This is a genomic window from Cedecea sp. FDAARGOS_727 (assembly GCF_012273235.1).
In the GTDB taxonomy this organism is placed as follows: domain Bacteria; phylum Pseudomonadota; class Gammaproteobacteria; order Enterobacterales; family Enterobacteriaceae; genus Cedecea; species Cedecea davisae.
Map to the genome: position 1 here is coordinate 2,249,136 of NZ_CP050966.1, position 21,802 is coordinate 2,270,937.

Genomic DNA, 21,802 nt, shown 5'->3' on the forward strand with positions numbered 1-21,802 from the left:
TTCTGTTCTCCGTAATAAGAACAGAATAGAAGTGTGTTCGAGTCTCTCAAATTTTCATAATTCGAAGCGAAACATCTTCGGGTTGTGAGGTTAAGCGACTAAGCGTACACGGTGGATGCCCTGGCAGTCAGAGGCGATGAAGGACGTGCTAATCTGCGATAAGCGTCGGTAAGGTGATATGAACCGTTATAGCCGGCGATTTCCGAATGGGGAAACCCAGTGTGTTTCGACACACTATCGTTAAGTGAATACATAGCTTAACGAAGCGAACCGGGGGAACTGAAACATCTAAGTACCCCGAGGAAAAGAAATCAACCGAGATTCCCCCAGTAGCGGCGAGCGAACGGGGAGCAGCCCAGAACCTGAATCAGTTTGTGTGTTAGTGGAAGCGTCTGGAAAGTCGCAGGGTACAGGGTGATACTCCCGTACACTAAAATGCACATACTGTGAGTTCGAAGAGTAGGGCGGGACACGTGGTATCCTGTCTGAATATGGGGGGACCATCCTCCAAGGCTAAATACTCCTGACTGACCGATAGTGAACCAGTACCGTGAGGGAAAGGCGAAAAGAACCCCGGCGAGGGGAGTGAAACAGAACCTGAAACCGTGTACGTACAAGCAGTGGGAGCCTCATTTATGGGGTGACTGCGTACCTTTTGTATAATGGGTCAGCGACTTATATTCTGTAGCAAGGTTAACCGTATAGGGGAGCCGCAGGGAAACCGAGTCTTAACTGGGCGTTAAGTTGCAGGGTATAGACCCGAAACCCGGTGATCTAGCCATGGGCAGGTTGAAGGTTGGGTAACACTAACTGGAGGACCGAACCGACTAATGTTGAAAAATTAGCGGATGACTTGTGGCTGGGGGTGAAAGGCCAATCAAACCGGGAGATAGCTGGTTCTCCCCGAAAGCTATTTAGGTAGCGCCTCGTGAACTCATCTTCGGGGGTAGAGCACTGTTTCGGCTAGGGGGCCATCCCGGCTTACCAACCCGATGCAAACTACGAATACCGAAGAATGTTATCACGGGAGACACACGGCGGGTGCTAACGTCCGTCGTGAAGAGGGAAACAACCCAGACCGCCAGCTAAGGTCCCAAAGTCATGGTTAAGTGGGAAACGATGTGGGAAGGCACAGACAGCCAGGATGTTGGCTTAGAAGCAGCCATCATTTAAAGAAAGCGTAATAGCTCACTGGTCGAGTCGGCCTGCGCGGAAGATGTAACGGGGCTAAACCATGCACCGAAGCTGCGGCAGCGACGCTTATGCGTTGTTGGGTAGGGGAGCGTTCTGTAAGCCGTTGAAGGTGGACTGTGAGGTCTGCTGGAGGTATCAGAAGTGCGAATGCTGACATAAGTAACGATAAAGCGGGTGAAAAGCCCGCTCGCCGGAAGACCAAGGGTTCCTGTCCAACGTTAATCGGGGCAGGGTGAGTCGACCCCTAAGGCGAGGCCGAAAGGCGTAGTCGATGGGAAACAGGTTAATATTCCTGTACTTGGTGTTACTGCGAAGGGGGGACGGAGAAGGCTATGTTAGCCGGGCGACGGTTGTCCCGGTTTAAGCATGTAGGCGGGAAGTTTAGGTAAATCCGGACTTCTGTTAACGCTGAGGTGTGATGACGAGGCACTACGGTGCTGAAGTAACAAATGCCCTGCTTCCAGGAAAAGCCTCTAAGCATCAGGTAACATTAAATCGTACCCCAAACCGACACAGGTGGTCAGGTAGAGAATACCAAGGCGCTTGAGAGAACTCGGGTGAAGGAACTAGGCAAAATGGTGCCGTAACTTCGGGAGAAGGCACGCTGTCGGTAGGTGAAACCCCTTGCGGGTGGAGCTGAAGGCAGTCGAAGATACCAGCTGGCTGCAACTGTTTATTAAAAACACAGCACTGTGCAAACACGAAAGTGGACGTATACGGTGTGACGCCTGCCCGGTGCCGGAAGGTTAATTGATGGGGTTATCCGCAAGGAGAAGCTCTTGATCGAAGCCCCGGTAAACGGCGGCCGTAACTATAACGGTCCTAAGGTAGCGAAATTCCTTGTCGGGTAAGTTCCGACCTGCACGAATGGCGTAATGATGGCCAGGCTGTCTCCACCCGAGACTCAGTGAAATTGAAATCGCTGTGAAGATGCAGTGTACCCGCGGCAAGACGGAAAGACCCCGTGAACCTTTACTATAGCTTGACACTGAACATTGAGCCTTGATGTGTAGGATAGGTGGGAGGCTTTGAAGCGTGGACGCCAGTCTGCGTGGAGCCAACCTTGAAATACCACCCTTTAATGTTTGATGTTCTAACGTAGACCCGTGATCCGGGTTGCGGACAGTGTCTGGTGGGTAGTTTGACTGGGGCGGTCTCCTCCTAAAGCGTAACGGAGGAGCACGAAGGTTAGCTAATCACGGTCGGACATCGTGAGGTTAGTGCAAAGGCATAAGCTAGCTTGACTGCGAGAGTGACGGCTCGAGCAGGTGCGAAAGCAGGTCTTAGTGATCCGGTGGTTCTGAATGGAAGGGCCATCGCTCAACGGATAAAAGGTACTCCGGGGATAACAGGCTGATACCGCCCAAGAGTTCATATCGACGGCGGTGTTTGGCACCTCGATGTCGGCTCATCACATCCTGGGGCTGAAGTAGGTCCCAAGGGTATGGCTGTTCGCCATTTAAAGTGGTACGCGAGCTGGGTTTAGAACGTCGTGAGACAGTTCGGTCCCTATCTGCCGTGGGCGCTGGAGAATTGAGGGGGGCTGCTCCTAGTACGAGAGGACCGGAGTGGACGCATCACTGGTGTTCGGGTTGTCATGCCAATGGCATTGCCCGGTAGCTAAATGCGGAAGAGATAAGCGCTGAAAGCATCTAAGCGCGAAACTTGCCCCGAGATGAATTCTCCCTGGGTCCTTGAGACCCCTGAAGGGACGTTGAAGACTACGACGTTGATAGGCTGGGTGTGTAAGCGTAGCGATACGTTGAGCTAACCAGTACTAATGACCCGTGAGGCTTAACCTTACAACACCAAAGGTGTTTTGCGAGACAAATCGATTTTCAGCGAAGTTCAGGATTGAACTGATGGTCACGAAGTGACGGTCAGTAACAGAATTTGCCTGGCGGCCGTAGCGCGGTGGTCCCACCTGACCCCATGCCGAACTCAGAAGTGAAACGCCGTAGCGCCGATGGTAGTGTGGGGTCTCCCCATGCGAGAGTAGGGAACTGCCAGGCATCAAATTAGCAGTAATGGTAGTAATACGAGGCAGTTCGCTACTCTCAGAGAGTAGGACTGACAAACCGAAAGGTGAGTCTGAACGCTGCGAAGCAGCGGCCCGTAGGGTGAACGTAAGTTCATCAACTGCCAGGCATCAAATTAAGCGTGCTGATATGGCTCAGTTGGTAGAGCGCACCCTTGGTAAGGGTGAGGTCCCCAGTTCGACTCTGGGTATCAGCACCAGTTTTTAGGTTTAAGTTCGGCACGTAGAAAAGAATTTGCCTGACGGCCGTAGCGCGGTGGTCCCACCTGACCCCATGCCGAACTCAGAAGTGAAACGCCGTAGCGCCGATGGTAGTGTGGGGTCTCCCCATGCGAGAGTAGGGAACTGTCAGGCATCAAATAAAACAAAAGACCTCAGCTTATTAGCTGGGGTTTTTTGTTTTCTGAATTCGGAAAAACACCATAAAAAGGCCGCATCAGCGGCCTTTGTCGTTTAATGGATAACCTGAGACAAGAAAGCTCGCGTTCTTTCTGATTTCGGATGGGCAAAAAACTCTTCAGGCGGGGCCTGTTCTACGATCTCTCCGCGATCCATAAAGATAACCCGGTCAGCGACGGTGCGGGCAAAACCCATTTCGTGCGTGACGCAGAGCATTGTCATGCCGGATTCTGCCAGCCCTATCATGGTGTCCAACACTTCTTTCACCATTTCCGGGTCGAGTGCCGAAGTTGGCTCGTCAAAAAGCATGATTTTGGGTTTCATACACAGTGAGCGGGCAATGGCCACACGTTGCTGCTGGCCTCCCGATATCTGCCCTGGGAATTTATGCGCGTGTTCGGCGATTCTCACTCGCTCGAGATAATGCATCGCCAGCGCCTCGGCCTCTTTCTTAGGCATCTTACGAACCCAGACAGGGGCCAGAGTGCAGTTCTGCAGCACGGTTAAATGTGGGAACAGATTAAAGTGCTGGAACACCATGCCGACTTCGGTGCGTACTTTCTCTATATTGCGTAGATCGTCGTTTAACTCGGTTCCATCAACCACGATGCGCCCTTGCTGATGCTCTTCAAGGTGATTGATGCAGCGGATCGTGGTCGATTTACCGGAGCCGGATGGTCCACACAGGACGATACGCTCTCCCTGCTTCACGTTGAGATTAATATCTTTTAAAACATGGAACTGCCCGTACCACTTATTCACATTTTCAAGCGTGATCATTGCGTCGGCAGGCTGCAGCGTTATTTTACTCATATTCATCCTTAGTGCGGCGTACGCCCGGTGTGGAAGCGCTTTTCCAGGTGCTGGCTATAGCGCGACATGCTGAAACAGAAAACCCAATAAATAAGGGCAGCAAAAACATAGCCTTCGGTCGACATGCCGAGCCATGCCGGGTCGACCGTTGCCTGTTGAACGCTGCTGAACAAGTCGAACAGGCCGATGATGATGACCAGGCTGGTATCTTTAAACAGGGCGATAATGGTGTTCACCAGCCCCGGAATAACCAGCTTCAGCGCCTGGGGTAAAATCACCAATCCCTGCGTTTTCCAGTAGCCCAGAGCTAATGACTCCGCCGCTTCGTACTGTCCTTTCGGTAGCGCCTGAAGACCGCCGCGAACAACTTCTGCGACATAAGCTGACTGAAATAAGATAACGCCCACCAGAGCACGGATCAGCTTGTCGATGCTGGTTCCTTCCGGAAGAAACAGCGGCAGCATCACGGAAGACATAAACAGCACCGTAATCAGCGGCACGCCGCGCCAAAATTCGATAAACATAATCGAGAGCACTCTTACCACCGGCATGCCCGAACGCCTGCCAAGCGCCAGCAAAATGCCCAGCGGCAATGCACCTGCTATACCCACCGAAGCAACGATTAGCGTGAGAGTTAACCCGCCCCACTGCCGGGTTTCAACCCTCTCCAGGCCGAGAAAACCGCCGTACATCAGCCACCAGACCGCAAGAGGATAGAGTACCGCCCAGCCTGCGATATAGCGGCCACGCTGTGGAAGCGACTTCCAGAACATCGCGGCAATAGAGAGCAGGCCGACGGCCAGCGCAAGGTTAATACGCCAGCGCTGATCGTGCGGATAAAGTCCGTACATAAACTGGCCAAAACGTGCATGGATAAATACCCAGCAGGCACCTTCTTTGGTGCAGTCGACGCGCGTTTCACCTACCCAGTTGGCCTGTAAAATCGCCCAGTTAAGCAGCGGAGGGATTAGCTCCCACATCAGCCAGGCGCAGGCTAAAGTGAGTAATGTATTCAGCCAGCTGGAGAACAGATTTTTACGCATCCATTGCCAGACTCGCGCAGGTCGGGCGGTAGCCGGACTAACCTGGTGCGCCGTTAATGTTTTAATCATCGGGATTCCTTAGCGCTCAACCAGGGCGATACGGCGGTTATAAACGTTCATCAGCAGGGAGATAACGAGGCTGATAATCAAGTAGACCGACATGGTGATAGCGATGGTTTCAATTGCCTGCCCGGTCTGGTTCAGTACGCTTCCGGCAAACAGCGACACCATATCCGGGTAGCCGATAGCGGCCGCAAGAGATGAGTTTTTGACGATATTCAGATACTGGCTGGTCAGCGGAGGGATGATGACTCTCAGCGCCTGGGGCACAATAACCTGACGCAGCGTCACCTGATTTGGCAGGCCGAGCGAACGGGCTGCTTCATGCTGGCCATAAGGCACGGACTGAATGCCGGAACGGATAATCTCGGCGATAAACACCGAGGTATAGACCGATAACGCCAGGGTTAATGCGGCAAGCTCAGGGATCAGCACAATACCGCCGCTGAAGTTGAATCCATGCAGGGCGGGAATATCCCAGTGCAGAGCCGCGCCGAAGATCCAATGCGCTATCAACGGCATCAGCACGATCAGCAGGATCGCTACCGGCCAGCTGCGGCGAATTTCGCCGGTTCTTACCTGATGCATTTTGTTATAGCGATACAAACCGGCTGAAATAGCCAGCGCTATCAGGAAGGCGGCAATAAAAGCCAGCAAGCCTTCGCCCATGACCGGAGCCGGTAGAGATAAGCCTCGGTTGCTCAGATACATCAGCCCAAAAGCATCTAACGCCTGGCGCGGCCCCGGCAGATTACGCAGCACCGCAAAGTACCAAAAGAAGATCTGCAATAGCGGAGGAATATTGCGAAATGTCTCTATATAGAAAGTAGAGAGTTTGCGCAGTAGCCAGTTATCAGACAGCCTGGCAAGGCCGACGAAGAAGCCGATAAACGTGGCAAACACGATACAGAGTGCGGAAACCAGCAGCGTATTCAGTAGCCCGACAACGAAGACTTTTCCGTAGGTGTCGCCCTGCTCGTAATCGATAAGATGCTGAACAATTCCGAAGCCTGCGGCACGGTCGAGGAAAGCGAAGCCGGAAGTAATACCACGATTATCCAGGTTGGTGATTGTGTTGTGAATAAGGTAGATAGCAATACCAAGAACAATCGCCACGGCGACGATTTGATAAAGCCAGGCGCGAACCGAGGGATTTGAAAAGGACCAATCTGTCTTCACGGTTGGGCGGCGATGACGCATAAGCAAACCTCAGTAACAAGAAGCTAAACCCAGGGCACCACCCGAGCAGTGCCCTGTTCTGATATGTCGCTTAGCGAACCGGCGGGGCGTACTGGATGCCGCCGTTATTCCACAGATTGTTTTGGCCACGCTTGATTTTCAGCGGGCTTGCGGAGCCGACGTTATTGTCAAAAATCTCCGCGTAGTTCCCCACCTGTTTGACGATGTTGTATGCCCATTTGTTGTCGAGCTTCAGATCTTTGCCAAAATCACCTTCTTTACCTAACAGGTGCGCCATATCCGGCGTGGTTGGGTTCGCGGCCATTTGATCCACGTTTTTAGAGCTGATACCCATCTCTTCGGCATTCAGCATCGCAAACAGCGTCCAGCGCACAATGGAGAACCAGTCATCATCGCCGCGGCGCACCACCGGCCCGAGAGGCTCTTTTGAAATGACCTCCGGCAGCACCAGCCACTCGGCCGGATTGCTCAACTTAATGCGCAAAGCGTAAAGCTGTGACTGGTCCGAGGCCAGGGTATCGCAGCGGCCTGACTCCAGCGCTTTTGCCGACTCGTCGGAGCGGTCAAAGGTCACCGGCGTGTACTTCATGTTATTGGCTTTGAAGTAGTCGGCCACGTTCAGCTCGGTATCAGTACCGGCCTGAATACAAACGGTTGCCCCGTCCAACTCTTTAGCGCTCTTCAGGCCAGCCTTGTTATGGGTGAGGAAACCAATGCCGTCGTAATAGGTTACGCCGGTGAACACCATGCCCATTCCTGCGTCGCGCGAGGAGGTCCATGTGGTGTTACGGGAAAGAATGTCCACTTCGCCAGACTGGAGTGCGGTAAAGCGCTCTTTGGCCGTCAGGGGAGTGTATTTCACCTTCGTCGCATCGCCGAAAACGGCCGCTGCCACGCCGCGACATACGTCCACATCAATACCGGTAAATTTGCCGCTGCCGTCGGCGTAAGAGAAGCCCGGCAGGCCGTCGCTAATCCCGCATTGTACAAAGCCTTTCTTTTTTACCGCATCGAGCGTGGTACCCGCATGTGCCTGATTAGCCATCGCAAACAGCGTGCTGGTAGCGACCAGAGTGGCGATCATCATCTTCTTCATAATGCATCCTGTGTGGCGAAATTATCGTTATTGGCGTGGTGGCGTCCGGGAGGCGCCGTATCCCTGTCTGTGGTAATGGCCAGAGTCATATTCTTTAAAGCAAAGGCGATGCCAGGTTTATGAGTAATCAGATACGGACAGTGCGGCGGGAAAAGAAGCGGTAAAGCGTGCAGGCATTGCTCTGAAAAGGTGCAACGCTGAAACTAACGGCGCATTTGAGAGCAAAATGATTCAGGTAAGGTGTGAGAAGGCGGAGTAAAGGAAAGCGCGAGCAGGCTCGCGCTTGTAACGGAATAAAGAGTTACTTGGTTAAGGCAACAATACCCAGAGCCACACCGGCTACGGCGGCAGTCCCGGCGGCAATGGCGCCAGCGGTTTCCCAGTTATCCTGGGTGGTGCCTTTCATACAGGTATTGGTATGCACCAGACGGCCCTGGTCGTCGTATACCGGTACGCAAGGGGAGTTTGTGGCGCAGCCAGCCAGAAGCGTGGAGAGTAACGCGGCGGCGATTAATTTTGTCATTTTAAACCTCAGTTGAACCTAACTCCGGGGCAGGGAGAACTCTCATCGTTACCCTGAAAGGTACGGAGTTTTCACAGGTGCTGCCACGGCGTGAATGCGGCTATTTTATCACCCCGAATCTACGCTCGTAGAATGGGGAATAATTGCAAATCGTGTGGAGTGTAAACAAAGTGAAGAAAACGGCGATGCGGCGGTAAAAAATGAGGAAAATCGTCAGGCGTCGGGTGTTAGAAAAGAAAAAAGGCGCTTCCCCATGCCGGGTTGCGCCTTTTCACAACACTCGCTGATTAGTATCAGTTCATGCCGTATTTTTTCAGTTTCTTACGCAGCGTACCACGGTTGATGCCCATCATCAGGGCAGCACGGGTCTGGTTACCGCGGGTGTATTGCATCACCATGTCCAACAATGGCTGTTCTACTTCAGCCAGTACCAGCTCATACAGGTCATTCACATCTTGACCGTTCAGTTGAGCAAAATAGTTCTTCAGTGCCTGTTTCACGGAATCACGCAGGGGTTTTTGGGTTACCTGATCCTGAGAGTTAACGGTAGAAACGGTCAGTACGTCAGAATTTACGCGTTGTTCGAACATAGTTCTGTCAGCTCTTTATTTCTGTTTACGCAAAATTTTCGAAGTATGCCTCCAACGCCTCCAGCTGTTCGCCGGAATCCTCAATAGCGTTGAATGTGCGCCGAAACTGGTCATCTGGAGCGTGTTCCTGGAGATACCAGGAAACGTGTTTACGTGCAATTCGGTAACCTTTCACATCGCCATAAAAGCTATGCAGTTCCCGAATGTGCGAGCAAAGTAAGCGCTTTACCTCTGCCAGAGGCAAGGGCGGAAGCAGCTCTCCAGTGTCCAGATAGTGCTGGATTTCCCGAAAGATCCAGGGTCTTCCCTGAGCTGCGCGGCCTATCATCAGGGCATCAGCCCCCGTATAGTCAAGCACAGCTCTGGCTTTAAGCGGGTCAGTAATGTCACCATTCGCGATAATCGGAATGGAAACTTTCTGCTTAACTGCCCGAATGCTGTCGTATTCAGCGTCGCCCTGGAATAAACAGGCGCGTGTGCGTCCGTGAATTGTCAGTGCCTGAATGCCACAGTCTTCAGCCAGTTGGGCAATCTCTACACAGTTACGGTGCGCGGGCTCCCAGCCGGTACGAATCTTCAGCGTTACAGGAACATCCACTGCCTTCACTACCGTCGTCACGATGTCCTTTACCAGACTCGGATACTGCAGAAGGGCTGAACCTGCCAGCTTACGATTTACCTTTTTTGCCGGACAACCCATATTGATATCAATAATCTGGGCGCCATTAGCCACGTTAATACGCGCGGCTTCCGCCATCTCTTCAGGTACGCTGCCGGCAATTTGCACGGTGCGAATACCCGGTTCATCCACATGTACCATCCGCAAACGGGACTTGTCGCTCGCCCATACTTCCGGGTTGGAGGACATCATCTCGGAAACGGTTAACCCGGCTCCCATCTCGTAACACAGCGTCCTGAATGGTCTGTCAGTAATGCCAGCCATAGGTGCTGCAATCAGGCGATTTCTGAGCTGGTGGTGTCCGATGCGCATGAGTTAAGAAATGACCATACTGTACCTGCAAGGCGGCGTATATTACGCATTTTTTGCACGAGATGAAAGGCCAAACTTTGAACAATCCTCTGTCACAGATCAATGAAGCGCTAACCAGCTCAAGGTTATTTAATAATTAACGCTATTAATCATAAGCTTAGGATTTATCCTTTATTTCATGCTGTTTTAAATTTTCCTGAAAGTTAGCAGAAATAAGCTGTATGACAGGGGCTTTTTGCCAGATAAACCGCTGTTTTTGTGGTCGGTTTTGGGTTTTTTATGCGAGCAAGCTCTCATTTTTAGCCCGCAGATTGTCACTAAAACTGGCCAGGAAAAGCATGCGGCAGCGCCGCCGCATGCTGCACTTTTAATCAGCCGTGTTTGCGCCCGGTGATGCGGCACCACTCTTCTTTTTCCGCTACCGGGTCGAGAGTGAATTTATCCGCATAGGCTTCACAAACGCTCTCAGCCTGGCTTGCCAGTACCCCGGAAAGCCCAAGGAAACCGCCCTCAACGGGCAGGACGCTGATTAATGGCGCCAGCTCGCGTAATGGGCCAGCCAGGATGTTTGCTACCACTACGTCGGCGCTCATGGCTTCCGGCTGGTCTTTTGGCAGATAAAGCTCCAGGCGTTCGGAAACTCCGTTACGCTCGGCGTTATCGCGGCTGGCCTGAATCGCCTGCGGATCGATATCAATCCCGATGGCTTTGGCCGCGCCAAGCTTCAGGGCGGCAATGGCCAGGATCCCGGAGCCGCAGCCAAAATCGATAACGGTTTTACCCGCCAGATCCAGCCCATCGAGCCATTCAAGGCACAGGGAGGTTGTTGGGTGGGTGCCGGTGCCAAAAGCGAGGCCCGGGTCGAGCATCACGTTAACGGCGTTCTCATCCGGCACGTCGCGCCAGCTTGGGCAAATCCACAGGCGGTTGCCGAAACGCATCGGGTGGAAGTTATCCATCCATTCGCGCTCCCAGTCTTTATCTTCGAGCTGTTCCACTTTGTGGTGGAAGCCGTTGCCCAGCAGCGGGCAGTGCTCAAGGATAGCAATCACTTCTTTCATGTCGGTTTCCGCGTCGTACAGGCCGATGACGTCGGTATCTCCCCACAGGCGGGTTTCCCCCGGCAGCGGCTCAAAGACCGGCGTGTCGTGGGTATCCTGGAAGGTGACGGAAACCGCACCGCTTTCAATCAGCGCATCGCCTAAGCTTTCGGCGTCGCCGCCGGTAGTATTAATTTTCAGTTGGATCCATGGCATGGCGAAACTCTTTATTTATCAGTAGTTGAAACGAGAAGGGGTTCCGGTACGGCACGGCCAAAGCGGTTGCCTACCAGGAACGCCAGCAAACTTAAAACCAGCGACGGCACAATCGGATGGAAGCCGAACAGCTGAATGCTGAAGCTTGCCAGCAGCGCGTACAGCGCGCCGCCGACTATCATACCGCTCAGGGCTCCTGCGGCATTGGCTTTGTCCCAGTAGAGACCGAGCACCAGCGGCCACAGGAAAACGGCTTCCAGGCCGCCGAAGGCGAGTAGATTCAGCCAGATTATCATTTCTGGCGGGCGCCAGGCGGCCAGCATCATCAGAATGCCCAGCACCAGCGTGGTGGTGGTGGAAATGCGCTTCAGGCGGCTCTCCTGACGAATTTTAGCCGGACTTGCGCTTAGCCACAGGTCTTTCACGATAGTCGCGGACGCCTGCAGCAGGTGGGCGTTAACGTTAGACATGATGGCGGCCATCGGGGCGGCAAGAAACAGGCCCGCGGCCCACGGCGGCAGAACTTGCATCATCAGGGTAGGAATAACCAAATCCGGCACCGTGAGGCCTGGCAGAACGGCTCTGCCAAGCGCGCCTGCCAGATGCATGCCGAGCATCAGAATGGCGACCACAATGGTGCCGATAATAATTCCGCGGTGTACGGCCTTACTGTCCTTATAGGAGATACAGCGCACCGCCGTGTGCGGCAGGCCGATAACGCCGAAACAGACCAGCACCCAGAAGGACGTCATAAAGGTTGGCGTCAGGATATCGTCGGCCCCGTGCGGGCTCACCAGCTTTGGATCGATATGCTCGAGGGTCTGCACAGCATTGCTCAGGCCGCCCGCAGCGTGAACAACGCCGACCAATAGCACGATGGTGCCAATCAGCATGACCATGCCCTGCATCGTGTCATTTAGCACGCTGGCGCGGAAGCCGCCAAAGGCGGTGTATAAAGCAATGGTTATCCCGAAGATAAGCAAGCCGGTTTCGTATTTGATCCCGGCCGCCGTTTCCAGCAGGCGCGCCCCGCCGATAAACTGAACGGCGATTGCGCCGACAAAGGCGACCAGCAGGCTAACGCTTGCTATCCAGACTACCGCTCGGTTCTGGTAGCGGGCCTGAAGCATATCGTTGAGGGTAATGGCGTTATAGCGCCGCGCCAGAATAGCGAATTTTTTGCCCAGAATACCCAGCGAGAGCCAGATCGTCGGGATCTGAATCATCGCCAGTAGCACCCACCCCAGTCCGTATTTATAGGCGGCACCCGGCCCGCCGATAAACGAACTGGCGCTGATATAGGTAGCCGTTAGCGTCATCGCCAGCACAAAGCCGCCCATGGAACGGCTGCCGAGGAAATATTCACTGAGGAAAGTGCCGGAGCTGCGCTGGCGCATGGCATAAACCGACAGGCCAAATACCACAATCAGGTAGACGGCCAGTACGGCGATAACTTCATTTTGCATTTTCGTCCTCCAGTGGAATATCGCGGAAGACCGTTCTGACCATCAGCCAACAGAGCAGGATGAAAAGCAGTGGCACCAGCAGGCAGGCCATTTCAAACCAATGCGGCAGGCCGGTGAATCCCTGAGTATTATCGGGTAAGTAAGCGGCCACTAACCAGGCGGCAAGATAGAGCAGGGTCAGCCAGAGCGCCCAGCGCGCTTCTTTATGGGCCTGAACAAAACGCTTGTCCATTTTTATCCCTTGAGTTCGCGGAAAGCGGCGATTGTAACGCATCAATCCTGCATCAGGATCAAAAAAGAAAAAGGCCGGAGAACCGGCCTTTTGTCGACATGTTTGACGGAAACTTAGTGTTGAAGACCGAGTTTCTTCTCCAGATAGTGGATGTTAGTTCCACCCTGCTGGAAGTGTTCGTCATTCATGATTTTGGTTTGCAGCTCGATGTTGGTTTTGATGCCGTCGATGATCAGCTCTGCAAGAGCATTTTTCATGCGGGAAATCGCCACTTCACGAGTTTCGCCGTAGCAAATCAGCTTACCAATCATTGAATCGTAGTACGGCGGTACGGTGTAACCGGCGTAGATATGCGATTCCCAACGCACGCCAAAACCACCAGGCGCATGGAAGCGCGTGATTTTGCCCGGGCTTGGCAGGAAGGTGTTCGGGTCTTCGGCGTTGATACGGCATTCTACCGCATGGCCGGTAACGTGAACGTCTTCCTGTTTGATGGACAGCGGCTGACCGGCAGCAATACGCAGCTGCTCTTTGATCAGGTCAACGCCGGTAATCATTTCGGTAACCGGGTGCTCTACCTGAATACGGGTGTTCATTTCGATGAAATAGAACTCGCCGTTTTCGAACAGGAACTCGAAAGTACCCGCGCCGCGGTAGTTGATGTCCACGCAGGCTTTGGCGCAGCGATCGCCGATGAATTTACGCAGTTCCGGCGTGATGCCCGGCGCTGGCGCTTCTTCAACGACTTTCTGGTGGCGGCGCTGCATGGAGCAGTCACGTTCGGCCAGATAGATAGCGTTACCCTGGCCATCGGCCAGAACCTGAATCTCGATATGGCGTGGGTTCTCGAGGTACTTCTCCATATAGACCATGTCGTTGTTGAAAGCCGCTTTGGCTTCCGCACGGGTCATATTGATGGACTGTTCAAGTTCCGCATCGCCGCGAACTACGCGCATACCGCGACCGCCGCCGCCGCCGGACGCTTTGATAATAACCGGGTAGCCGATGCGCTTAGCATGAGCACGGTTTTTATCCATGTCGCCGTCGAGAGGGCCGTCAGAGCCTGGTACGGTTGGTACACCCGCTTTCTTCATCGCGGTGATAGCGGAAACTTTATCGCCCATCAGGCGGATAGTTTCGGCTTTCGGTCCGATGAAGATAAAGCCGGAGCGCTCAACCTGCTCGGCAAAGTTTGCGTTTTCTGACAGGAAACCATAGCCCGGGTGAATCGCTACTGCGCCAGTAATTTCTGCCGCAGAGATGATTGCCGGGATATTCAGATAGCTTTTCACGGACGGAGCCGGGCCAATACAGACCGTCTCATCCGCCAGTAATACGTGTTTCAAATCGCGATCCGCACTTGAGTGCACGGCGACGGTCTTGATGCCCAGTTCTTTACAGGCACGAAGAATACGCAGTGCAATCTCGCCGCGGTTGGCGATGACAATTTTATCCAGCATGTTCGCCTCGTTACTCGATGACGACCAGCGGCTCGTCAAATTCTACCGGCTGACCATTCTCGACCAGAATTGCTTTCACCACACCGGCTTTATCAGCTTCGATCTGGTTCATCATTTTCATTGCTTCAACGATGCACAGGGTGTCGCCAACGTTAACCTTCTGGCCAACTTCAACAAACGCTTTTGCATCCGGGCTTGGGGTACGGTAGAAGGTACCGACCATTGGGGAACGTACGATGTGACCACTGACTTCAGCAGCTGCAGGGGCTTCCATTGCCGGGGTAGCGGCTGGCGCGACGGCCTGGGCCAGACCCGGCTGCGGCTGAGGCTGGTACATAGGCGCAGCATAAGCCTGTTGCATCATCGGGAAACCCGCGTTTGCCGGTGAGCGGCTGATACGTACAGACTCTTCGCCTTCAGAAATTTCCAGTTCAGCGATGCCTGATTCTTCAACCAGCTCGATCAGTTTTTTAATCTTACGAATATCCATGAGTGGGTTCCGTACTCTTTGTTTAGATGGATTTTGACAGGCGTTTTACCGCCGTCTGTAGTGCATATGAATAGCCGTCAGCGCCTAATCCGCAGATGACGCCGACGGCTTTATCTGAAAGATATGAATGATGGCGAAACGGTTCACGCGCGTGAACATTGCTGAGGTGGATCTCGATAAACGGGATATCTACCGCCAGCAGAGCATCGCGCAGCGCGACGCTGGTATGCGTGAACGCGGCCGGATTAATCAGGATAAAGTCCACATTGTCTTTGGCCTGATGAATACGGTCAATCAGCGCATATTCGGCGTTTGATTGCAGGTGGCTGAGCTTCACGCCAAGGTCGGTCGCCTGTGCCTCCAGGGTGTTAACAATTTCTGCTAACGTCTGGTGGCCGTACTTATCCGGCTCCCGGGTGCCCAGCATGTTCAGATTAGGGCCATTCAAAAGCAAAATGTGAAATTCACCCGACATCGTGCTGCCATCTCCTGCAATTAGTAGGCAATTTACAAAATATACCTAAGTTTTCCGGTTGTCACCTTTTCGAGTCGAAAATGGGCACCAGAAAAAACCGAAGTCGCACATTATAACGATTTCGTAGCATTTGGCAGCTAAATACTGGTCTTATCAGGGAAGATGATCAACCGCTACCCCATCAGGGGCGGCAGTTGACGTTCATTCGGCGGAAAACGAGATGCTCTGCGGCTAGCGCCACCACTGGCGAAACTTCTTGTAGCGCAGTGCCAGAAGGATGATAGCACCCAGGGCATAAAGCAAGGGCTGCGGGGACAAAATCTTAACCGACCAGATGAAATGAACTGGCGCGAGGATCGCGACCAGATAGACGAAGTTATGCAATTTCTGCCAGCGGGAGCCAAGCGCTCGTTGGGCTTTTTGGGTGGAGGTCACGGCCAGAGCGAGCAAAATAAGCCAGCAAATAATGCCCAGCGTGAGGTAAGGACGGGTGACTAGCTCCTGGCCCAGCAGGCCAAGATTGCTTATGCCGAGCTCAAGCAGCGAATAGCTGGTCAGGTGCAAAGACGCCCAGACAAAGCACCAAACGCCGAGCAGGCGGCGGGTACGAATCAATAAAGGCTGTTTGGCGTAGCGGGCCAGCGGAGTGATAAGCAGCGTTGCCAGCAGCAACTTTAGCGCCATTCTGCCGGTAAAATGCTGGATATCTTTTGCCGGATCGGCGCTAAAAAGCCCCTGGCTGGCGGCGTAAAACAGCCAGACAAAAGGCAAGAAAGCGGCCAGATGCAGCGCCACCTTAAGCCAGGTAATTTGCTTTGCTGTCAGGCGCACTCAGAAATTCTCCTTGAGATTCAGGCCATGGTAAAGCGATGCCACCTGTTCGGCGTAGCCGTTAAACAGCAGCGTGGGCTGGCGCTTCACATCCAGCACGCCGCCGGAGCCGATAAACCGCTCTGAAGCCTGCGACCAGCGAGGGTGGTCAACATGTGGGTTCACGTTGGCGTAGAAACCGTATTCATTCGGCGCGGCAAGGTTCCAGGTCGTAGGCGGCAGCTCGCGTACCAGCTTGATGCTGACAATCGACTTTATCCCCTTGAAGCCATACTTCCACGGCACAGTCAGGCGAATCGGCGCGCCGTTTTGCGGCGGTAGCGCCTTGCCGTAAACGCCAACGGTCAGCAGCGTCAGCGGATGCATCGCCTCATCAAGCCTCAGCCCCTCTACATAAGGGTATTGCAGGCCACCGCCGATGAAACGATCTTTCTGGCCGGGCATTTGTTCGGGATCGTAAAGCGTTTCAAAGGCAACATATTTGGCATTGCTGGTGGGCTCAACCATCGCCAGCAGTTTGTTTAGCGGGAAGCCAATCCACGGAACCACCATTGACCAGGCCTCAACGCAGCGCATGCGGTAGATGCGCTCTTCCAGCGGGAAACGTTTATACAGATCGTCGTGATCCAGCGTGAGCGGCTTGGCCACTTCACCGCTGATTTTTATCTGCCACGGGTCGGTTTTCAGCGCGCCGGCATTTGCCGCCGGATCGGCTTTATCCAGCCCGAACTCATAAAAGTTGTTGTAGCCGGTGACTTTATCTTCCGGCGTCATGGCGAGCTTTGCTTGCCACTGCCCGGGCTGGCTAAAGGTCAGAGGCTTTCCCGAAGGGGCGGGAGGACGGTCATTGCCTTTAAACCAGGAAAGAATATCGGCGTTGGCGGTGTGCGGTAGCGACAATGCGGCGGCGCTAATCCCCAGAGCCTTCAGCACCTGGCGACGCTTCATCATAAATACCGATTCTGGCGTGACGTCGGCTTCGCTAAGCCGGGTGACCTTTTTCATGACATTCTCCTCGTTGCTATAGGCTAAGCATGACTGAGAGAAAGCGTTCCGGCGAATATGTCACGAAAAATTGAAATTTACGGGGGCGCAAGGTACGGCCACGGCCCCCGGCGGGTATTAACGAACTTTTACCAGCGTACGCCCCTGAGCGGCGTTATTGATGATGGCGTCAGCGAACTTCGGCGCATCTTCAAGACCAATTTCGGTGGTGGCCTGCTGATAGAAAGACTCCGGTAAATCACGAACCAGGCGTTCCCAGGCCGCAGCGCGACGCGCGGTTGGCGTCATGACTGAGTCCACGCCCTGCAGGCGAACGTTACGCAGAATAAACGGCATCACGGTGGTTGGCAGCGCAAAGCCGCCCGCCAGGCCACAGGCCGCCACACAGCCGCCGTAATTCATCTGCGCCAGCACTTTCGCCAGCACTTTGTCGCCCACGGTATCCACCGCACCAGCCCAAAGCTGTTTTTCCAGCGGGCGGGTTTCGGCAAATTCATCGCGGCCAAGAATGCGGTTAGCGCCCAGGCTGCGAAGGTAGTCATGGGTAGACTCGCGCCCGGAAACGGCGGCCACCTGATAACCGAGCTTGTGCAGTAACGCTACCGCAGTGCTGCCCACTCCGCCGCTGGCACCGGTGACGACGATTTCACCGCTCTGTGGCGTCACGCCTGCTTCTTCCAGCGCCATTACGCAGAGCATAGCGGTGAAGCCTGCGGTACCAATAATCATTGCTTTGCGTGCGTCCAGCCCCTGGGGCATCGCGACCAGCCAGTCGCCATTCACTCGTGCGGCTTCCGCCAGCCCGCCCCAGTGGTTTTCTCCCACGCCCCAGCCGGTTAGCAGCACGGCCTGGCCAACGTGGAAGCGTGGATCTTCGCTGCTCTGTACCTTCCCGGCGAAGTCTATGCCCGGCACCATCGGGAAGTTACGAATAATTTTGCCTTTGCCGGTAATGGCGAGGGCGTCTTTGTAGTTGAGGCTTGAGTAGTCAATCTCAACGGTAACGTTGCCTTCCGGCAGCGTAGCTGGCTCGATATTTTTTACCGCTGCCAGGGTCTGGCCTTCGGACTGTTCCAGGATTAGTGCCTGCATTGGCGCTCCTCGGTGGCTATTAATGGGAAAAAAATCTCAGAAGACTATACTCCGATACTGATCTTAAGAGCCGACTTACCGCAATAAATGCACAGAAATGACCGTGGAGTTTGCCAGGGTTCTTGCTTTGCTATTTAATGCTTCATCCTTTGATACCAATGTGAGTGTGGTTAATTTTCACCAACCGGAGTTAACACAGGGATGCGATTAACGACGAAACTTTCCGCTTTTATCACCCTCTTAACCGGCCTTGCGATAATCGTAACGCTGTTGGGCTGCCTGCTAAGTTTCTACAGCTCGGTGCATGATAAAACGCAGCAGCGGATTATGGCGGTCGCCACCATTATTGATAATCAGCTGGTTTCCAGCTCGCCGCAGCAGCTTGCCAGCCGTTTCACCGAATTAATGACCCCGGTTGATATCACGGGGATCCGCCTGCAGGCGGATAAAACCTACGAATTTCAGCACGTCTTACCTGAAGATTACCGTCCGACCGGCACCCAGTATCTTTACCGCACTCTCACCGTAGATCTGATGAAGCATCCAGGGATGACGCTGACGCTGACCTATCGGGACCCCGTTGCCCTCTATTATCACGCGATGTTTACCACCACCCCGTTAACGGCGGCGATCGCTTTTATGCTGGTGGTGCTGCTGCTGGCCGGACGCTGGCTGAAAAAACAGCTTTCCGGGCAGGAACTGCTGGAGGCGCGTGCGGGTAAAATCATCAGCGGTGAGCGTGGCGTTGGCGTGCGGGGCTCCGTGCATGAATGGCCGCCGCTGGTCAGTAGCGCGATTGACGCCTTGCTTTCAGATTTGCAGAGCGCCGACGAACAGCGCAACCGGGTTGATACTCTGATCAGGGCATTTGCAGCCCAGGACGTTCAAACCGGGCTAAATAACCGTTTGTTCTTCGATAACCAACTGGCCACGCTGCTGGACGGGCAAGAGCAGGTGGGCGCCCACGGCGTAGTGATGATAGTTCGTTTGCCGGACTTCGAACTGCTGAAGGAAACGTGGGGTAATGCGCCGGTAGAAGAATATCTATTCACTTTGGTGAATTTACTCTCCACTTTTGTGATGCGTTACCCTGGAGCCCTGCTGGCCCGCTATTTTCGCAGCGACTTTGCGGTTCTTTTGCCGCATCGCACCCTGAAAGAGGCCGATGGCATAGCCAGCCAGCTGTTAAATGCCGTGGATGCGCTGCCGCCGACCCGCATGGTAGATCGCAGCGATATGCTGCACATTGGCATCTGCGCCTGGCGTAGCGGGCAGACCAAAGAGCAGGTGATGGAGAAAGCCGAAATTGCCACCCGCAACGCCGCTTTCCAGGGGGCTAATAGCTGGTCAGTCTATGACGACAAGCTGCCGGAACAGGGAAGAGGGAGCGTGAAATGGCGCACTCTGCTTGAGCAGGTGCTGAAGCAGGGCGGCCCGCGCTTCTATCAAAAACCGGCGGTTGACCGCCTGGGCATCGTGCACCATCGCGAAATCATGTGCCGTATTTTTGACGGCGAGCAGGAGGTGCTGTCGGCGGAGTATATGCCAATGGTCAGGCAGTTTGGCTTATCCGAGCAATACGATCGGCAGGTCGTCTCCCGACTTTTACCTTTGCTCAGCTTCTGGCCCGAAGAGACGCTGGCGATTCAGGTCACCGTTGACTCGCTTATCCGCGCACCTTTCCAGCGCTGGCTGCGTGATTCTCTGATGCAGTGCGAAAAATCGAAACGCTCAAGGATTATTTTTGAACTTGCGGAGGCAGATGTCTGTCAACACATCAGCCGTTTACAACCCGTAGTCAGGTTGATAACCGCTTTAGGGGCAAGAATTGTTGTTATCCAGGCTGGATTAACCGTGGTGAGCACAACCTATATTAAAGAGCTGGATGTGGGGCTGATAAAACTGCATCCGGGTCTGGTGAGAAACATCGGCAAGCGTACAGAAAACCAGCTGTTTGTTAACAGCCTGGTGGAATCCTGTAAAGGTACGCGAACCCGTGTTTTTGCCACAGGTGTGAGGACTCGCGGCGAATGGCAGACGCTGATTGATAACGGGGTGGCGGGGGCGCAAGGTGATTTTATCGCCGCATCTCAGCCGCTTGACAGTAATGTGAAAAAATATTCACAAAGATACTCGGTTTAACCTGCCGTTTGGCATTATTTCACGTAGAATAACGCGCGCTGCATCTCAAGGGGGCGAGTCTGCCTGCCGGCCAGATTGTCGCAGCCGTTATGAACCGGTTTGCTGCTGTTAGCTGTTCGTTTATTCTACCGCGTTTGCTGCATTTCTGAGCGCCATGTAGGAAGACGTTTCAAAAGTGTAACAGCCGTAGTGAACTGCACTATTTTTCACCGTTGCAGAACATTTTTGCGCCTTGTCGCTGTAGCGTGTGGTTGGTAAAGTAAGCGGATTTTGTATCCGCCCCAGCTTTCAGGATTATCCCTTAGTATGTTGAAAAAATTTCGTGGCATGTTTTCCAATGACCTGTCCATTGACCTGGGTACTGCGAATACCCTGATTTATGTGAAAGGACAAGGCATCGTACTGAATGAGCCCTCCGTCGTGGCCATTCGCCAGGACCGTGCCGGCTCTCCTAAAAGCGTTGCAGCCGTAGGGCACGACGCTAAACAAATGCTTGGCCGTACACCAGGCAACATCGCGGCTATTCGTCCGATGAAAGACGGCGTTATTGCCGACTTCTTCGTGACTGAAAAAATGCTGCAGCACTTTATTAAACAGGTTCACAGCAACAGCTTCATGCGCCCAAGCCCGCGCGTGCTGGTGTGTGTGCCGGTTGGCGCAACTCAGGTTGAACGCCGCGCAATCCGTGAATCCGCTCAGGGTGCCGGCGCGCGTGAAGTGTTCCTGATTGAAGAGCCAATGGCTGCGGCAATCGGTGCAGGTCTGCCGGTTTCTGAAGCAACCGGTTCAATGGTTGTGGATATCGGTGGCGGTACGACGGAAGTTGCGGTTATCTCCCTCAACGGCGTGGTTTACTCCTCCTCCGTACGCATCGGCGGTGACCGCTTCGACGAAGCCATCATTAATTATGTGCGCCGTAACTATGGTTCCCTGATTGGTGAAGCAACCGCCGAGCGCATCAAGCACGAAATCGGTTCTGCCTATCCGGGCGACGAAGTGCGTGAAATTGAAGTTCGCGGCCGTAATCTGGCCGAGGGCGTTCCACGTGGCTTTACCCTGAACTCCAACGAAATCCTCGAAGCGCTTCAGGAGCCTCTGACCGGTATCGTTAGCGCGGTGATGGTTGCTCTGGAGCAGTGCCCGCCGGAGCTGGCGTCCGATATCTCCGAGCGCGGTATGGTTCTGACCGGCGGTGGCGCACTGCTGCGCAACCTCGATCGCCTGCTGATGGAAGAGACAGGTATCCCGGTAGTAGTTGCAGAAGATCCACTGACCTGTGTTGCCCGCGGCGGCGGCAAGGCACTGGAAATGATCGACATGCACGGCGGCGACTTGTTTAGCGAAGAGTAACAGCCGCAAGGTCAGGGGGAGCTTCCGGCTGCCCCTGCTTGCTGGTTTGGGAATAC

The 21,802-nt window shown here is 54.0% G+C and carries 18 protein-coding genes, 1 tRNA gene and 3 rRNA genes; 6 read left to right on the top strand and 16 right to left on the bottom strand.

Going from position 1 to position 21,802, the window contains the following annotated elements; genetic code table 11:
- Nucleotides 1–88: 88 nt before the first annotated feature.
- From FOC35_RS10770 to rrf (FOC35_RS10785), 4 genes are all read left to right on the top strand, one after another.
- A 23S ribosomal RNA gene (locus FOC35_RS10770) occupies nt 89–2,996 on the top strand.
- Nucleotides 2,997–3,090: 94 nt separating this feature from the next.
- Nucleotides 3,091–3,206 (top strand): 5S ribosomal RNA (gene rrf, locus FOC35_RS10775).
- A gap of 150 nt (nt 3,207–3,356) precedes the next feature.
- Nucleotides 3,357–3,432, top strand: a tRNA-Thr gene (locus FOC35_RS10780).
- 38 nt (nt 3,433–3,470) lie between these two features.
- Nucleotides 3,471–3,586 (top strand): 5S ribosomal RNA (gene rrf, locus FOC35_RS10785).
- A 99-nt stretch (nt 3,587–3,685) separates the two neighbouring features.
- Here the strand turns inward: rrf (FOC35_RS10785) and FOC35_RS10790 are convergent.
- The 16 genes from FOC35_RS10790 to FOC35_RS10865 all read right to left on the bottom strand — a co-directional run bounded on the left by FOC35_RS10790 (nt 3,686) and on the right by FOC35_RS10865 (nt 18,254).
- Entirely contained in the window at nt 3,686–4,444 is a 759-nt protein-coding gene (locus tag FOC35_RS10790) for an amino acid ABC transporter ATP-binding protein (protein ID WP_172568885.1), read from the bottom strand.
- Between the two features lie 8 nt (nt 4,445–4,452).
- Entirely contained in the window at nt 4,453–5,487 is a 1,035-nt protein-coding gene (locus FOC35_RS10795; RefSeq protein ID WP_371810765.1) for an amino acid ABC transporter permease, read from the bottom strand.
- 78 nt (nt 5,488–5,565) lie between these two features.
- A complete protein-coding gene (locus FOC35_RS10800; RefSeq protein ID WP_172568887.1) occupies nt 5,566–6,747 on the bottom strand; it encodes an amino acid ABC transporter permease in 1,182 nt (393 codons plus the stop codon).
- Nucleotides 6,748–6,817: 70 nt separating this feature from the next.
- Nucleotides 6,818–7,843 (bottom strand): amino acid ABC transporter substrate-binding protein, encoded by a 1,026-nt coding sequence (locus FOC35_RS10805; protein WP_172568888.1) that lies wholly within the window; start codon nt 7,841–7,843, stop codon nt 6,818–6,820.
- A gap of 301 nt (nt 7,844–8,144) precedes the next feature.
- Nucleotides 8,145–8,366 carry a hypothetical protein gene (locus FOC35_RS10810; protein WP_016538439.1) on the bottom strand — a complete coding sequence of 74 codons (222 nt, stop codon included), beginning with the start codon at nt 8,364–8,366 and terminating at the stop codon, nt 8,145–8,147.
- 293 nt (nt 8,367–8,659) lie between these two features.
- The gene (gene fis / locus FOC35_RS10815; RefSeq protein ID WP_000462905.1) at nt 8,660–8,956 is read right to left on the bottom strand and encodes a DNA-binding transcriptional regulator Fis; all 297 of its coding nucleotides are present in this window, start codon (nt 8,954–8,956) and stop codon (nt 8,660–8,662) included.
- A 25-nt stretch (nt 8,957–8,981) separates the two neighbouring features.
- A complete protein-coding gene (dusB, locus tag FOC35_RS10820; protein ID WP_016538438.1) occupies nt 8,982–9,947 on the bottom strand; it encodes a tRNA dihydrouridine synthase DusB in 966 nt (321 codons plus the stop codon).
- A gap of 371 nt (nt 9,948–10,318) precedes the next feature.
- Entirely contained in the window at nt 10,319–11,203 is an 885-nt protein-coding gene (gene prmA, locus FOC35_RS10825) for a 50S ribosomal protein L11 methyltransferase (protein WP_172568889.1), read from the bottom strand.
- 11 nt (nt 11,204–11,214) lie between these two features.
- Entirely contained in the window at nt 11,215–12,669 is a 1,455-nt protein-coding gene (gene panF / locus FOC35_RS10830) for a sodium/pantothenate symporter (protein WP_172568890.1), read from the bottom strand.
- Entirely contained in the window at nt 12,659–12,901 is a 243-nt protein-coding gene (locus FOC35_RS10835) for a YhdT family protein (RefSeq protein WP_016538434.1), read from the bottom strand. Before FOC35_RS10835 ends, panF begins: the two co-directional genes overlap by 11 nt.
- 113 nt (nt 12,902–13,014) lie before the next feature.
- Nucleotides 13,015–14,361, bottom strand: coding sequence for an acetyl-CoA carboxylase biotin carboxylase subunit (gene accC, locus FOC35_RS10840; protein WP_016538432.1), 1,347 nt, complete (start codon nt 14,359–14,361; stop codon nt 13,015–13,017).
- Between the two features lie 10 nt (nt 14,362–14,371).
- Nucleotides 14,372–14,851, bottom strand: a complete 480-nt coding sequence (gene accB, locus FOC35_RS10845) for an acetyl-CoA carboxylase biotin carboxyl carrier protein (protein ID WP_016538431.1) — start codon at nt 14,849–14,851, stop codon at nt 14,372–14,374.
- A 22-nt stretch (nt 14,852–14,873) separates the two neighbouring features.
- Nucleotides 14,874–15,326: a type II 3-dehydroquinate dehydratase gene (aroQ, locus tag FOC35_RS10850; protein WP_016538430.1), complete on the bottom strand. Its 453-nt coding sequence runs from the start codon at nt 15,324–15,326 to the stop codon at nt 14,874–14,876.
- 231 nt (nt 15,327–15,557) lie between these two features.
- Nucleotides 15,558–16,157 carry a protein-methionine-sulfoxide reductase heme-binding subunit MsrQ gene (gene msrQ, locus FOC35_RS10855; protein ID WP_016538429.1) on the bottom strand — a complete coding sequence of 200 codons (600 nt, stop codon included), beginning with the start codon at nt 16,155–16,157 and terminating at the stop codon, nt 15,558–15,560.
- On the bottom strand, nt 16,158–17,162 hold the full coding sequence (gene msrP / locus FOC35_RS10860; RefSeq protein ID WP_172568891.1) for a protein-methionine-sulfoxide reductase catalytic subunit MsrP: 1,005 nt from the start codon (nt 17,160–17,162) through the stop codon (nt 16,158–16,160).
- A gap of 117 nt (nt 17,163–17,279) precedes the next feature.
- The gene (locus FOC35_RS10865) at nt 17,280–18,254 is read right to left on the bottom strand and encodes an MDR family oxidoreductase (protein WP_172568892.1); all 975 of its coding nucleotides are present in this window, start codon (nt 18,252–18,254) and stop codon (nt 17,280–17,282) included.
- A 201-nt stretch (nt 18,255–18,455) separates the two neighbouring features.
- Here FOC35_RS10865 and csrD point away from each other — a divergent pair, with 201 nt between their 5' ends.
- Together csrD and mreB are read left to right on the top strand one after the other, a co-directional pair.
- A complete protein-coding gene (gene csrD, locus FOC35_RS10870; protein WP_016538426.1) occupies nt 18,456–20,396 on the top strand; it encodes an RNase E specificity factor CsrD in 1,941 nt (646 codons plus the stop codon).
- Nucleotides 20,397–20,702: 306 nt separating this feature from the next.
- Nucleotides 20,703–21,746 carry a rod shape-determining protein MreB gene (gene mreB, locus FOC35_RS10875; protein ID WP_000913396.1) on the top strand — a complete coding sequence of 348 codons (1,044 nt, stop codon included), beginning with the start codon at nt 20,703–20,705 and terminating at the stop codon, nt 21,744–21,746.
- The last annotated feature ends 56 nt before the right edge of the window (nt 21,747–21,802 follow it).

Bases quoted from the DNA above. Each gene is read 5' to 3' on its own strand.
- FOC35_RS10790 (WP_172568885.1), bottom strand. From the start codon at position 4,444: ATGAGTAAAATAACGCTGCAGCCTGCCGACGCAATGATCACGCTTGAA.
- FOC35_RS10795 (WP_371810765.1), bottom strand. From the start codon at position 5,487: ATGCGTAAAAATCTGTTCTCCAGCTGGCTGAATACATTACTCACTTTA.
- FOC35_RS10800 (WP_172568887.1), bottom strand. From the start codon at position 6,747: ATGCGTCATCGCCGCCCAACCGTGAAGACAGATTGGTCCTTTTCAAAT.
- FOC35_RS10805 (WP_172568888.1), bottom strand. From the start codon at position 7,843: ATGAAGAAGATGATGATCGCCACTCTGGTCGCTACCAGCACGCTGTTT.
- FOC35_RS10810 (WP_016538439.1), bottom strand. From the start codon at position 8,366: ATGACAAAATTAATCGCCGCCGCGTTACTCTCCACGCTTCTGGCTGGC.
- fis (WP_000462905.1), bottom strand. From the start codon at position 8,956: ATGTTCGAACAACGCGTAAATTCTGACGTACTGACCGTTTCTACCGTT.
- dusB (WP_016538438.1), bottom strand. From the start codon at position 9,947: ATGCGCATCGGACACCACCAGCTCAGAAATCGCCTGATTGCAGCACCT.
- prmA (WP_172568889.1), bottom strand. From the start codon at position 11,203: ATGCCATGGATCCAACTGAAAATTAATACTACCGGCGGCGACGCCGAA.
- panF (WP_172568890.1), bottom strand. From the start codon at position 12,669: ATGCAAAATGAAGTTATCGCCGTACTGGCCGTCTACCTGATTGTGGTA.
- FOC35_RS10835 (WP_016538434.1), bottom strand. From the start codon at position 12,901: ATGGACAAGCGTTTTGTTCAGGCCCATAAAGAAGCGCGCTGGGCGCTC.
- accC (WP_016538432.1), bottom strand. From the start codon at position 14,361: ATGCTGGATAAAATTGTCATCGCCAACCGCGGCGAGATTGCACTGCGT.
- accB (WP_016538431.1), bottom strand. From the start codon at position 14,851: ATGGATATTCGTAAGATTAAAAAACTGATCGAGCTGGTTGAAGAATCA.
- aroQ (WP_016538430.1), bottom strand. From the start codon at position 15,326: ATGTCGGGTGAATTTCACATTTTGCTTTTGAATGGCCCTAATCTGAAC.
- msrP (WP_172568891.1), bottom strand. From the start codon at position 17,162: ATGAAAAAGGTCACCCGGCTTAGCGAAGCCGACGTCACGCCAGAATCG.
- FOC35_RS10865 (WP_172568892.1), bottom strand. From the start codon at position 18,254: ATGCAGGCACTAATCCTGGAACAGTCCGAAGGCCAGACCCTGGCAGCG.
- csrD (WP_016538426.1), top strand. From the start codon at position 18,456: ATGCGATTAACGACGAAACTTTCCGCTTTTATCACCCTCTTAACCGGC.
- mreB (WP_000913396.1), top strand. From the start codon at position 20,703: ATGTTGAAAAAATTTCGTGGCATGTTTTCCAATGACCTGTCCATTGAC.